General features: G+C 66.0%; 14 protein-coding genes and 1 tRNA gene. 9 read left to right on the plus strand and 6 right to left on the minus strand.

All coding sequences use genetic code 11. The features are described 5' to 3' along the window. Positions 1-79 precede the first annotated feature (79 nt). Positions 80-691, plus strand: a complete 612-nt coding sequence (locus tag NOW55_RS11665; RefSeq protein WP_256400266.1) for a DUF7344 domain-containing protein — start codon at positions 80-82, stop codon at positions 689-691. Here the strand turns inward: NOW55_RS11665 and NOW55_RS11670 are convergent, their stop codons facing one another. Then, the gene (locus NOW55_RS11670; protein WP_256400267.1) at positions 692-2,050 is read right to left on the minus strand and encodes a RimK family alpha-L-glutamate ligase; all 1,359 of its coding nucleotides are present in this window, start codon (positions 2,048-2,050) and stop codon (positions 692-694) included. An 81-nt stretch (positions 2,051-2,131) separates the two neighbouring features. Continuing rightward, the gene (locus NOW55_RS11675; RefSeq protein ID WP_256400268.1) at positions 2,132-2,884 is read right to left on the minus strand and encodes a GNAT family N-acetyltransferase; all 753 of its coding nucleotides are present in this window, start codon (positions 2,882-2,884) and stop codon (positions 2,132-2,134) included. A gap of 197 nt (positions 2,885-3,081) precedes the next feature. Here NOW55_RS11675 and NOW55_RS11680 point away from each other — a divergent pair, with 197 nt between their 5' ends. The 5 genes from NOW55_RS11680 (at position 3,082) to NOW55_RS11700 (ending at position 7,747) form a co-directional block, all read left to right on the plus strand. Then, positions 3,082-4,125, plus strand: coding sequence for a succinylglutamate desuccinylase/aspartoacylase family protein (locus NOW55_RS11680; protein ID WP_256400269.1), 1,044 nt, complete (start codon positions 3,082-3,084; stop codon positions 4,123-4,125). 97 nt (positions 4,126-4,222) lie between these two features. Beyond that, positions 4,223-4,660 carry a succinate dehydrogenase, cytochrome b556 subunit gene (sdhC, locus tag NOW55_RS11685; RefSeq protein WP_256400270.1) on the plus strand — a complete coding sequence of 146 codons (438 nt, stop codon included), beginning with the start codon at positions 4,223-4,225 and terminating at the stop codon, positions 4,658-4,660. 1 nt (position 4,661) lies between these two features. Further along, a complete protein-coding gene (locus NOW55_RS11690; RefSeq protein WP_256400271.1) occupies positions 4,662-5,033 on the plus strand; it encodes a succinate dehydrogenase/fumarate reductase transmembrane subunit in 372 nt (123 codons plus the stop codon). Further along, positions 5,030-5,905, plus strand: coding sequence for a succinate dehydrogenase/fumarate reductase iron-sulfur subunit (locus NOW55_RS11695; RefSeq protein WP_256400272.1), 876 nt, complete (start codon positions 5,030-5,032; stop codon positions 5,903-5,905). The genes NOW55_RS11690 and NOW55_RS11695 overlap by 4 nt, the downstream gene beginning before the upstream one ends. A gap of 6 nt (positions 5,906-5,911) precedes the next feature. Continuing rightward, on the plus strand, positions 5,912-7,747 hold the full coding sequence (locus tag NOW55_RS11700; RefSeq protein ID WP_256400273.1) for an FAD-binding protein: 1,836 nt from the start codon (positions 5,912-5,914) through the stop codon (positions 7,745-7,747). 328 nt (positions 7,748-8,075) lie between these two features. On the opposite strand, the gene NOW55_RS11705 is transcribed toward NOW55_RS11700, so the two are convergent. Next, positions 8,076-8,273 carry a XapX domain-containing protein gene (locus NOW55_RS11705; RefSeq protein WP_256400274.1) on the minus strand — a complete coding sequence of 66 codons (198 nt, stop codon included), beginning with the start codon at positions 8,271-8,273 and terminating at the stop codon, positions 8,076-8,078. Between the two features lie 182 nt (positions 8,274-8,455). Here NOW55_RS11705 and NOW55_RS11710 point away from each other — a divergent pair, with 182 nt between their 5' ends. Further along, positions 8,456-9,025 carry a DoxX family protein gene (locus NOW55_RS11710; RefSeq protein ID WP_256400275.1) on the plus strand — a complete coding sequence of 190 codons (570 nt, stop codon included), beginning with the start codon at positions 8,456-8,458 and terminating at the stop codon, positions 9,023-9,025. A gap of 48 nt (positions 9,026-9,073) precedes the next feature. Here the strand turns inward: NOW55_RS11710 and NOW55_RS11715 are convergent, their stop codons facing one another. From NOW55_RS11715 to NOW55_RS11725, 3 genes are all read right to left on the minus strand, one after another. Beyond that, positions 9,074-9,373: a hypothetical protein gene (locus NOW55_RS11715; RefSeq protein ID WP_256400276.1), complete on the minus strand. Its 300-nt coding sequence runs from the start codon at positions 9,371-9,373 to the stop codon at positions 9,074-9,076. A 65-nt stretch (positions 9,374-9,438) separates the two neighbouring features. Next, positions 9,439-10,251, minus strand: a complete 813-nt coding sequence (locus NOW55_RS11720) for an HD domain-containing protein (RefSeq protein ID WP_256400277.1) — start codon at positions 10,249-10,251, stop codon at positions 9,439-9,441. 43 nt (positions 10,252-10,294) lie between these two features. Continuing rightward, a complete protein-coding gene (locus tag NOW55_RS11725) occupies positions 10,295-10,444 on the minus strand; it encodes a hypothetical protein (RefSeq protein ID WP_256400278.1) in 150 nt (49 codons plus the stop codon). 115 nt (positions 10,445-10,559) lie between these two features. On the opposite strand from NOW55_RS11725, the gene tatA reads away from it, so the two are divergent. Together tatA and NOW55_RS11735 are read left to right on the plus strand one after the other, a co-directional pair. Beyond that, positions 10,560-10,880: a twin-arginine translocase TatA/TatE family subunit gene (gene tatA / locus NOW55_RS11730; RefSeq protein WP_256400279.1), complete on the plus strand. Its 321-nt coding sequence runs from the start codon at positions 10,560-10,562 to the stop codon at positions 10,878-10,880. A gap of 28 nt (positions 10,881-10,908) precedes the next feature. Continuing rightward, positions 10,909-10,981, plus strand: a tRNA-Arg gene (locus tag NOW55_RS11735). The last annotated feature ends 496 nt before the right edge of the window (positions 10,982-11,477 follow it).

Consider the following 11,477-nt stretch of genomic DNA (forward strand, 5'->3'; position numbering starts at 1 on the left):
TTCGTAAATGACACAGTATTAAGTGTGGTGGCCACAACTTGGGCAAGTGTCATTCCCACCTGTCAGGGAATGGGGAACCATGGGAACCACGACTGACACCACCACGACAGAGACCACACCGACCGACTCGAATCGACCACCGGACGGCGGCGGCCCGTCGAAGGGGGAGCTGTTCGAGGCGCTCTCGAACGACCGACGCCGGGAGACGCTGCGGTACCTGCTCCGACAGGAGGACGGGGAGACCACGAAGGGGGAGGTCGCCCGTCACATCGCTGCGCAGGAGACCGACAAACCCGTCGAGCAGGTGACCTCCGACGAGCGGAAACGGGTGTACATCGCCCTCCACCAGACCCATCTGCCCAAGCTACACGACCTCGGGCTCGTCGAGTACGACTCCTCGCAGGGGGCCCTCCGACTCAGCGACACGTGCGATGGACTGGCCGTGTATCTGGACGTCGAGGCCGGCGACGACGCTGGTGACACACATCCCTGGGGACGGTACTCCCTCGGCATCGGCCTCGCAGGCCTCGGCGTCAGCGGCGTCCTCGCGACCGGCATCGGCCCGGCGACGGTCGGGCCGGGGCTCGGTGTCGCGGCGGCGCTCGCACTCGCGGTCACCGTGACCGGTGTCGCACAGACGTACGGGGAAGAACTGGACCCGCTACCCGCTGGCGAGGAGCTCGAACGGTAGCTACTCGAGGGTCTCCTCCTCTTCCTCGCGGTCCTCGCTGTCGCTCCCGGCGTCGACGCGCTTGGACACGTCCACCTGGTAGTTCCCGAGGATGTCGCGGCCGAGGAGGATGGGGTAGTCCATGTGCGAGCGGTCCTCGACGCTCGCCGTGACGGTGTGCTGCTGGCCGCCCACGCCGACCACGAGATCGACGACGGGCCGGGACTTTCCCTGCTTCAGGCTGCCGGATTTGACGCGCATCACGGACTTGATCGGGCCGGCACCGACGTCGGCCGCCAGCCGGGTGTCGATGCTCGTCCGCGTCGCGCCCGTGTCGGACTTCGCGATGACCGTCTTCGAGCCGGAGGTGCCGGAGACGACGACCTCCTCGGTGTAGCCGACGACGAGCGGCTCGTCGCTCGTCGTCTTCGACTTGATGGGCGTACACGCCGGCATCGAGTCGTCGAGCGTCGCGGAGAGCTCGCGGACGCGCTCGTCGTCGACCTCGCCGCCGGCCTCCTCGATGGCGAGCTTCGCGATGTACGGCGCGGGCGACCGCTCGGTCGCCTTGTACAGGCCCTTGAAACCGGCCGTCGGGTTCACCTCGAGGACGAACCAGCCGTCGTCACCCTCGACGATGTCGACGCCCGCGTAGTCCAGGCCGACGACCGAGGCGGCCCGCTTCGCAATCTTCTTGACCGTGGTCGGCAGGTCCTCGGTCGCGTCCTGCACGTCGCCACCCAGTGCGACGTTCGTCCGCCAGTCGTTGTCCGGCGCGTAGCGGTACATCGCCCCGACGACCTTGTCGCCGACGACGTAGACGCGGATGTCGCGGTGGCGCTCGCCGTCGCGCTCGATGAGCTTCTGGAGGAACGCGTACCGGTTCCCGACCTTCGCGTTGACCGGGTCGCCCTGGCCGACCTTCCAGGTGCCGCCGCCGTGGGTCCCGATGGCGGTCTTGTAGACGGCCTCCTCGCCGAACTCGTCCCGGTGGGCGTTCAGCTCGTCCGAGTCGAGCGCCATCAGTGCCTCGGGGACCTGGATACCCTCGTCCGCGAGGGCCGCGGCGCTCGCGATCTTGTGGGTCGCCCGGAGCGTCGCCGACGGCTCGTTCAGCATCGGTCGCAGCGTCGCGATCGTGTTCGCCAGGCCGAGCTCCTCGCACGGCTGTTCGGTGTTCGAGAGGAGCATCCGGTTCGCGACGACGTCCACGTCCGGCTTGAGCGTGGCCCCGTCAGGACCGACGCGGACCGAGGTGTTCTCGGTGCGGAGCCACTCCGGCTCGTGCCCCAACTCCTCGATCGCGTTGCAGATCGCCTTCGATTCCTTGCTGCTGTGGAGACTGAGAACCCCCACCGTCACTGGAGAAGATGTACCCATAGCGGATTGACTCGACCCCACATCAAAAACGTTGCCAGTTCCGAGCAGCCCTGTGCCGGTCACGCACGGGGGATGCGAGTCTCAGAGGTAGGCCGCGTCCCAGCGAGTCGCCTTCCGGCGGTTCCCGCAGCTGTTGCAGACGACCTCCTCCATCGTCCCCATCGCGGTGTCGAAGGAGTTGCACGCCCCGCAGTACAGGCCGTAGCGCCGTTCACGCTCGGGGTCGACGTACGCCTCGTAGAACTGGCCCTCGGTGCCACGATGGGCCTCGGCGTAGTTCACGTACGCGGTCTCGTCGTCGACGGTGACCTCGTCGAGCGCCTCCCACTCGACGTGTTCCTCCTCGGTCGCGACGAAGATGTTCTCCGTCAGCGTCTCGTCGGCCACGGTGACGGTCCGGTCGCCGGCGCGCTCGAAGGCGTGGGCCGCGTAGAACTCGTTGCCGCGCCGGTTCCCGTCCAGCACCGCGCCGGATATCTGCTGTGCGCCGTGTTCGACGAGAGCCTCCTTCGTCTCGGTCAGCAGCCGCGACCCGTAGCCGTGGCCCCGATGGTCCGGGTGGACGTGGAGCCAGAGTATCCGGCCGTCGGACGGGGTCTTCCCCACGATCTCGCTCTGGGAGAAGGCGACGATACCGGCGTCGTCCTCGGCGACGAGGAGGACGGCCTCGTCGTCCGCGAGCTGCTCGGCGAGCAGGTCGGCCGCGTACCACTCCTCCAGGGCCACGTCGATGGTCTTCGGGTCGAGCATGTGGTGGTAGGAGTCGTGGAGCGACGCCGCTGCGACGGCCCGCAGCGCCTCGAAGTCGTCGGCGGTTGCATCCCGGATCTGCATACATGCCCCTTGGGTCGGAACTGACATAATACTCCGCCAATGGCGACAGCGAGTGGCCGTTCGTCCACTTTCACGCCGCGGTGGTCCGCCCGTCTGTAGTTTTCGGCGTAGAGAGCCCACACCCGGAGATACCACCGACCTGACGGCGACGGGGACGGACGCACACACTCTTATGCCGTGAGCGTCGCAGATGAGGTATGGCATCGGACACGGTTCCCTCGGAGGACAACGAGCCCTTCACCTACAACGGTGGGCGCGTCGACCCCGGGGAGACCGCGAACATCAGATACGGCATCAGCGAGACGTATCTCGGCGACCCGGTCCGCATCCCGGTCACGATACTCAACGGCAAGCACCCCGGACCGACCGGCTTCCTCTCCGCGGCGGCCCACGGGGACGAGCTCAACGGTATCGAGGTGGTCCGCGAGGTCGCCCACGAGTGGCCGCTCGACGACCTCCACGGCTGTCTCGTCTGCATGCCCGTACTCAACGTTCCCGGCTTCCTCGCCCAGCAGCGCTATCTTCCCATCTACGACCGCGACCTGAACCGGTCGTTCCCCGGGCACGAGGAGTCGACGAGTGCGAAGCGGATGGCGCATCGCATCTTCACGAACTTCGTCGAGCCCTGTGACTTCGGCATCGACTTCCACACCTCGACACGTGGCCGGACGAACATGCTCCACGTACGCGCTGACACCGGTCACAGCGGCGCGAACCGGGTCGCACGCGCGTTCGCCTCGAACGTCATCATCTCGAGCGAGGGCCCCAGCGGCTCGCTCCGCCGGGAGGCCTCGGAGGCCGGGACGCCGACGATCACCGTCGAGATGGGCGAGGCACACCGCTTCCAGCGCGAGTTCATCGACAACGCACTGGACGGCGTGATGAGCGTCCTCGCGGAGTACGGGATGCTCGACACGGAGGCGGTCCGCTGGCCGGGCTGGCGCACCATCATCCAGGAGAACGACGAGAAGACGTGGCTCCGGGCGGACGTCGGTGGGATGGTCGACATGCACTACGAGTGCGGCTCGCTCGTCCACGAGGGCGACAGCATCTGCACCATCACCAGCCCGTTCAAGACCGACAACACGTCCGTCGACGCACCCTTTACCGGCGTCCTCGTCGGCGTGCTGGAGAACCCGGTCGTCTACCCGGGGAACCCGCTCTGTCACCTCGTCGAGCTCGACCAGAAGACCCTGCGGGCGGTCGAGCGCGAGCAGTCGCCACCGGTCGGTCGGTCCTGACTGGACTGTCGCGCCGACCCCTCCGGAGCGACTTCCGGCAGGGGCCGCGAAAGAAGTAACTTCTATACCCCCACGGTCCAACCCTCCCACAGAGAGCATGAGCCAGTCTTACAATCGTGGCCTCGTCGAGGACTTCAGTCGCTGGAAGGAGTTCTCGGCCGGCATGTGGGCGTGGATATTCCACAAGTTCACGGGATGGGTTCTCATCGGGTACCTGTTCACCCACATCGCCGTGTTGAGTACGGCGATCTCGGCACAGCAGGGAGGGACGGTGACCAACAGCGCAGGCGAGACGGTCGACGTGTACACGAACACGCTGACCTTGCTCGAGAGCACGTTCGTCGTCCGGCTGCTCGAGGTCGGGCTGCTCGCGGTCGCCGTCTTCCACATCCTGAACGGCATCCGCCTGCTGCTGGTCGACCTCGGTATCGGGCTGGAATCGCAGGACAAGACGTTCTACGCGTCGCTCGTGCTGACCGGCGCCATCATCGTCGCGAGCGTCCCGACGTTCATGGCGGGAATCGGGGGGAGCTGAGATGTCGGCAGGCGCACCCACCTCCTTCGAACGCGGCGGACGCATGTGGCTGCTCCAGCGCGTGACGGCGGCGTTCCTCGTCGTCGTGCTGGCGTTCCACTTCTTCCTGCTCCACTTCTACCACCACGCCTTCGAGATCACGCTCATGGGCACGCAGACGCGGATGCAGGACGTCGGCTACTTCGCGACGATGTGGCTGTTCCTCGTGACGGCGACGTTCCACGGGGTCAACGGCGTCTACAACGCGCTGGTCAACCAGGGCATCTCCGGCACGCCCAAGACGGCCGTCAAGGTCATCCTCGGGCTCGCCGGTCTGCTGCTCGTCGCACAGGGTACGCGAGTCGCGCTGTACATGAACGGGTTTCTAGCATGAGTACGCAAGTTCCCGAATCCGAGACCGAGACAGAGACCGAGGCGGAACCGGCCGGCGAGTCCCACCAGGAGCGCCGGATGGCCGAGAAGGCGGCCAAGCGGGAGTACCGCGACGCCGAGAAGAAGGCTGAGGCGGAGCTCCGGGCGGCCGAGGAGTCGGTCCACCTCAAGGTGTTCCGGTACGACCCCGAGGTCGAGGACAAGCAGGAACCCCGCTTCGACGACTTCTACGTCCCGTACACGAAGGGGATGACCGTCCTCGACGCGCTGATGTACGCCCGCGACCACTACGACTCGTCGCTGACGTTCAGACACTCCTGCCGGCAGGCGGTCTGTGGCTCCGACGCGATGTTCGTCAACGGTCGACAGCGACTCTGCTGCAAGACCCAGCTCTCCGAGATGGCGGAGCCGGTCCGCATCGAGCCGCTCCCGCACCAGGACGTGGTGAAGGACCTCGTCGTCGACATGGAGCACTTCTACGACCAGATGCACGCGGTCGAGCCGTACTTCCAGTCCGAGGACGTCCCCAAGGAGGAGCAGCGACAGAGCCGGGAGAACCGGGAGAAGATCAAGATGTCCACGCGCTGCATCTGGTGCGGTGCCTGCATGTCCTCGTGCAACATCGCCGCGGGCGACAACGAGTACCTCGGACCGGCGGCCATCAACAAGGCCTACCGGTTCTACATGGACGAGCGGGAGGACGAGGAGGAGCTGAAGGAGCACCGGCTCCGCATCCTCGAACAGGAACACGGCGTCTGGCGCTGTCAGACCCAGTTCTCCTGCACCGAAGTCTGCCCGAAGGACATCCCCCTCACCGAGCACATCCAGGAGCTCAAGCGCGAGGCGGTCAAGAACAACCTCAAGTTCTGGTAATCAACAATGTACGAACACGACGTCATCGTGGTCGGCGGCGGTGGCGCGGGACTCCGCGCCGCCATCGCGGCCCAGGAAGAAGGAGCGGACGTGGCTATCGTCACGAAACTCCACCCCGTCCGTAGCCACACAGGCGCGGCCGAGGGTGGCATCAACGCGGCGCTGCGCGAGGGTGACGACTGGGAGCTCCACGCCTACGACACGATGAAGGGGTCGGACTACCTCGGTGACGCCCCCGCAATCGAGACGCTGGCGCAGGACGCCCCCGAAGAGGTCTTCCAGATCGAACACTGGGGCATGCCGTTCTCCCGCGAGGAGGACGGGCGCGTCTCCCAGCGCCCGTTCGGTGGGCTCTCGTTCCCGCGGACGACCTACGCCGGTGCCGAGACCGGTCACCACCTGCTGCACACGATGTACGAGCAGGTCGTCAAGCGGGGCATCCAGGTGTACGACGAGTGGTACGTGATGGACCTCGCCGTCACCGACGAGGAGACGCCCGAGGACCGCTCCTGTCACGGCATCGTCGCCTACGACGTGCAGTCCGGCGAGATAGCTGGCTTCAAGGCCAACGACGGGGTCATCCTCGCGACCGGCGGTCCGGGACAGGCGTTCGACCACACGACCAACGCGGTCGCCTGCACCGGTGACGGCTACGCGATGGCCTACCGCGCTGGCGTCCCGATGGAGGACATGGAGTTCGTCCAGTTCCACCCGACGACGCTCCCGAGCACGGGGGTGCTCATCTCCGAGGGTGTCCGCGGCGAAGGCGGTATCCTCTACAACGCCGACGGCGAGCGGTTCATGTTCGAGCACGGCTACGCGAACAACGACGGCGAGCTCGCCTCGCGTGACGTGGTCTCACGTGCGGAGCTCACCGAGGTCAACGCGGGCCGCGGCTTCGAGGACGAGTACGTCATGCTCGACATGCGCCACCTCGGCGAGGAGCGCATCGTCGACCGGCTGGAGAACATCCTCCACCTCGCGGAGGACTTCGAGGGCGTCGACGGGCTGAAGGAGCCCATGCCGGTCAAGCCCGGCCAGCACTACGAGATGGGTGGCATCGAGACCGACGAGAACGGTCACACCTGCATCGACGGCCTGTACGCCGCGGGCGAGACGGCCTGTGTCTCGGTCCACGGCGCGAACCGCCTCGGCGGCAACGCCCTGCCCGAGCTCATCGTCTTCGGCGCGCGTGCCGGAACGCACGCGGCCGGCGGCGACCTCGGCGAGGCCCAGATCGAGACGGGCGAGCGCGGCGACATCGAGTACGACGACACCGAACTCCCGTATCAGCCCGGCGAGGTCGGCATGGACACCGGCGGCGTCGCGGCGGACGGCGGTGCGGTCGCGGCCGACGCCGACGCGGTCGTCGAGCGGGAGGTCGAGGCCCAGCGCGAGCGCGTCGCGACCCTGATGGAGCGCGACGAGGGCGTCCAGCACTCCCAGATCCGCGCGGACCTCCAGAAGACGATGACGAAGAACGTCAACGTCTTCCGCGAGGAGGAGGGCCTGAAGCAGGCACTCCGTGACATCCGCGAGATCCGCGAGGCCTACCAGGACGTCTACGTCGACGACCCGTCGCGCACGTTCAACACCGACCTCCAGCAGACCATCGAGACGCGCAACCTCATCGACGTCGCCGAGACCATCACGCTCGGCGCGCTCGTGCGCACGGAGTTCCGCGGCGCGCACTGGCGCGCGGAGCACCAGGAGCGCAAGGACGACGAGTGGCTGAAGCACACGCTCGTCGGCTGGAACGACGGCGACCCGACCATCTTCTACCGCCCGACCATCCTGGAGGGCGAGAACAAGACGTACGAGCCGAAGGAACGCTCGTACTGAGGGCCCTTCGGTCGGGGCTTCGGCCGTCGTTTTCTCACGGCTCGACGCTCACCCGTCGACCGCACTCACACAGCGCATCGGCTACGGGATGACGCCGTGCGCTTCCGGCGTCGACATGAAGAACATCGCCCAGAGAATCATCAGGGCGACGACGACGAGCACGAGGAGCCTCGCCCGTGGCATGGAGTCAGGTCTGCTGCGGGACGCGGAGGGCGGTCGACCGCGGGACATGGATCATCGGACGTGGACTGGAGCCAAATAACTACTCCAGCACGGACAGAACAGAACTCGTATCTCCCGGCTGGCGGAGAGTACCCCCGGTCCGACCTCAGAGCCCGAGTGCGGTGAACAGGTCGTCGATGGTCACCCCGAGCTCCGACATCACCTGGAAGCCGAGGAAGATACCGACGATACCCATGATGCCCGCGAGGTTCGGGGGAGCGGGGATGGGGATCTCGACGAACTTGAACAGCGCACCGACCGTGAAGCCGGTGAGCGTGGCGAGGAAGACCTGCATCGTGTTCATGGCAACCTCAGTGGTCTCTCGCCCGCGAATAAAAGCCGTTCCATTCCGGGATAGGACCATGCTACCATACACGCACGGAACTGACCCAAAGTCGCCCCCGCCTCTCGTTCCCGTGAATCGGGAACTACAGCCGGTATATACGTTCTGTCCGGACATCTGTATGAGTGTAGGAGGAAAGAACAATGGCAACCAATCAACTATCGGCCGGCGCGAACACGTTCGAGAGCAAACTCGGTGGCATCACCGTCAAGGGCAAGGCACACAGCCTGAGCGCGTGGTTCGTGCTCGCACTCCGGCTGATGATGGGGTACGCGTTCCTCTACGCCGGCTGGGAGAAGGTCGCGGCCGGCGGGTGGACGGCGAACGGCTACATCGAGAACGTCGCGGCGGCGAACGGCAACCCGCTCGAGGGGATGTTCGCGGCCATGGCGGCCTCACCCATGTTCATGGACTTCGTGAACGTCGCCGTCCCGTGGGGTGAGCTCCTCATCGGTCTCGGGCTCATCGTCGGTGCGCTGGTCCGCCTCGCGGCGCTCTTCGGCGCGCTCATGATGCTCATGTTCTACTTCGGGAACTGGAGCGTCGAACACGGCGTCATCAACGGGGACTTCGCCTACATGCTCGTGTTCCTGGCCATCGCGGCGTTCGGTGCGGGCCGCATCCTCGGCCTGGACACCTACATCGAGCGGTACGAGCTCGGTGGCGAACCCCTCGTCGAGAAGTACCCGGCGCTGCGCTACATCCTCGGCTGAGGCGGTAGCGGGCGTGGGTTCGGCGGCTTTTCCTTTCGTTCCAGTGTTTCAGTGAAACCTGTCGTAGAGCACGTCGCCCACGAGTCCACCCACCAGCAGTGGGAGGACGAGAAACCCGGCGACCTGCAGCAGAACGAGCGTCGCCCAGCGGGTCAGCGGCTCCTGTGGCGGCCAGAGTGCGTCGAGCAGGAAGCCCGTGATGTAGCCCCAGAAGACGACGACGAGCACGAGCGAGACGACGGCCGAGCAGGCGAGCCGGAACCGGAGTCGCCCCCAGTCACGGCTGCGGTCCTCGCCGACGCCCGGCGGGTCGGGCCACTCGCGGTCGTCGCCGTCGTCGCGTGCCATACCTGGGCTACCGGTGGGAGACACATCAACGTCGCGCTCGCAGCCGGCGGTCCTGACCCGGCGTCTCAGAGCTCGATGCGCTCGACGAGCTCGTCGGTCTCGTCCGCCTGAACGGCGACGATGCGGACGAACTCCTCCAGCGTCGAGCCCTGCAGCTTTGCCTTCAGCAGGTTGTCGACCTGGTAGACGCCTGCGGCGCTCGTCATCTCGATCTCGACGAGCACGGGGTAGTCGTCGCCGGTCTGGAGCGAGACGTTCCGTATCGCCTGACTGGAGAGGGTATCGATGCCGCGCCCGCCCTTCTTGTACGGGATGCGCGAGCGGCCGCGCTCCATGTCGAGCGCGTCGGCGATGCGGACGACGCCCGCCTCGCGGGTCAGTGGCTGCTCCTCGGTGTGGTGGCAGAGGATGGCGTGCAGTACCTCGCCCTTGATGCGAACCGCGTCGGGCTTCTTGTAGAACTCGGGCAGGATGCGGTCGAGCTCGTCGGCCGCCAGCGGGATGGAGTAGTAGGTGTGCGAGTCGCGGTGGACGACGTGGCCGATGTCGTGCAGGGTCGCCGCGAGCGCGATGATGACCGGCTCGTCGGCCTCGTCGAGGCCCTGCTGGCTCGCGCCGTTGAACTCGATACCGGCCTGCTTCAGCAGGTCGTAGAGGCAGAGCGCCCGGTGACGGACGATGGAGATGTGCTTCGAGCCGTGGTCGTTGTACCCCTTGCGGTCGACGGCGTTGACGTTCTGGGCCTCGAGGTAGGTCGTGATTTCCGGGTCGTTCTCGACGAAGTCGAGCACATCGTTCAGGCGGTCGTCGGGGAAGGCGTGCGGCTCGCCGGGGCGGTAGATACGGCCGGCAGACTGGCTCTCTTCGGTGTCACTCATACCGTTTCACTCGTCTCCCCGAGTACAAAAGGGGTGGGTGTGATCAGTCGGCGGCGGCCCCGATTGGGGCGGTGGCGGTAGCCGCGGCGGCCTCGCGGACCGTATCGTGGTCCGGTTCGACGGCGACCTGTTCGACGTCGCCGTTCGCCATCGGTGCCGTGAAATCGGGTGCGTCGGCGCCTACGTCTACCATCGACGGTGCATGTGAGTGGACCGGAAAAGGCCGTTCGGTTACCGAATCCACGTCAGTTTCACATATGGGTCGAGCAAAAAGGTTATAATTACCAGCGGGCAAGCATCGCGTAGAGATGGCACTTGCAACCACACCGCTGTTCGTCGGCGGACTGGGCGCTCCCGAAGTCGTGCTCATCTTCCTCGTGGTCGTGCTGCTCTTCGGAGCCAACAAGATTCCGAAGATCGCACGCTCCACCGGTGAGGCGATGGGTGAATTCCAGAAGGGGCGAGAAGAGGTAGAACAGGAACTCGAAGAAATCCGCGATGGGACCAAGGTCGACACGGGTTCGAGCAGTACTGGCTCCGCCAGCTCGGACGCGACGGTCGAGCCGGACCCGATCGACACGGAGTCCGAGACGGAGACGGAGACGGAAACCGACTCCGACTCGAAGTAACCGGCTTTTTTCGCGGACGAGATATCGAGGGCGTGTGGCCTAGTGGATAGGGCGGACGGTTCCTAACCTTCAGATCGTGGGTTCGAATCCCACCACGCCCGTTGTCCGGCGAGCGAGCCGTGATAACGGGCGGTGGGTTCGAAGCAGGGAGGAGCGTGCTCCGACCGTGGTTCGAATCCCACCACACCCGCTGCCTGTCACGAGCGAACGCGGGTGACTGCAGCGGGAGAGGGGTTCGTGGACGCTGCGAGTCCCAGCCTGCGCAGGGGGCGACGCGACCGAGCAGGACCTCGGAGGGAACCCTCCCACGCTGGCAGCAGGACAGCCAGTCGACCGACGAGTCTGGTTCGTACGTGCGAGAGGACTGTCGGGACGTTCGACGGGCGGACTCGGCGCGCGACCGCACGCCGTCGGTGGGTGCGCGGAGACGGTTGATGTGGACGTCTGACACGGCCGCGTATAACGGTTTGGCGAACCCCAGCATGGGCGAATCCGACACTTAATTCTGTCCATTCGGGGACGAATGCATAGAACGAGACTTTAGTATTATGGCGAAAGTGGGGAAAATAAGCGGATACGTAGCTGCCGAAGCTGACC

The sequence above is a fragment of the Haloarchaeobius litoreus genome (genome assembly GCF_024495425.1).
GTDB lineage: Archaea > Halobacteriota > Halobacteria > Halobacteriales > Natrialbaceae > Haloarchaeobius > Haloarchaeobius litoreus.

What these genes read in the sequence shown, in the direction of transcription:
- NOW55_RS11665 (WP_256400266.1), top strand. Translation starts at nt 80, where the DNA reads ATGGGAACCACGACTGACACCACCACGACAGAGACCACACCGACCGAC.
- NOW55_RS11670 (WP_256400267.1), bottom strand. Translation starts at nt 2,050, where the DNA reads ATGGGTACATCTTCTCCAGTGACGGTGGGGGTTCTCAGTCTCCACAGC.
- NOW55_RS11675 (WP_256400268.1), bottom strand. Translation starts at nt 2,884, where the DNA reads ATGCAGATCCGGGATGCAACCGCCGACGACTTCGAGGCGCTGCGGGCC.
- NOW55_RS11680 (WP_256400269.1), top strand. Translation starts at nt 3,082, where the DNA reads ATGGCATCGGACACGGTTCCCTCGGAGGACAACGAGCCCTTCACCTAC.
- sdhC (WP_256400270.1), top strand. Translation starts at nt 4,223, where the DNA reads ATGAGCCAGTCTTACAATCGTGGCCTCGTCGAGGACTTCAGTCGCTGG.
- NOW55_RS11690 (WP_256400271.1), top strand. Translation starts at nt 4,662, where the DNA reads ATGTCGGCAGGCGCACCCACCTCCTTCGAACGCGGCGGACGCATGTGG.
- NOW55_RS11695 (WP_256400272.1), top strand. Translation starts at nt 5,030, where the DNA reads ATGAGTACGCAAGTTCCCGAATCCGAGACCGAGACAGAGACCGAGGCG.
- NOW55_RS11700 (WP_256400273.1), top strand. Translation starts at nt 5,912, where the DNA reads ATGTACGAACACGACGTCATCGTGGTCGGCGGCGGTGGCGCGGGACTC.
- NOW55_RS11705 (WP_256400274.1), bottom strand. Translation starts at nt 8,273, where the DNA reads ATGAACACGATGCAGGTCTTCCTCGCCACGCTCACCGGCTTCACGGTC.
- NOW55_RS11710 (WP_256400275.1), top strand. Translation starts at nt 8,456, where the DNA reads ATGGCAACCAATCAACTATCGGCCGGCGCGAACACGTTCGAGAGCAAA.
- NOW55_RS11715 (WP_256400276.1), bottom strand. Translation starts at nt 9,373, where the DNA reads ATGGCACGCGACGACGGCGACGACCGCGAGTGGCCCGACCCGCCGGGC.
- NOW55_RS11720 (WP_256400277.1), bottom strand. Translation starts at nt 10,251, where the DNA reads ATGAGTGACACCGAAGAGAGCCAGTCTGCCGGCCGTATCTACCGCCCC.
- NOW55_RS11725 (WP_256400278.1), bottom strand. Translation starts at nt 10,444, where the DNA reads ATGGTAGACGTAGGCGCCGACGCACCCGATTTCACGGCACCGATGGCG.
- tatA (WP_256400279.1), top strand. Translation starts at nt 10,560, where the DNA reads ATGGCACTTGCAACCACACCGCTGTTCGTCGGCGGACTGGGCGCTCCC.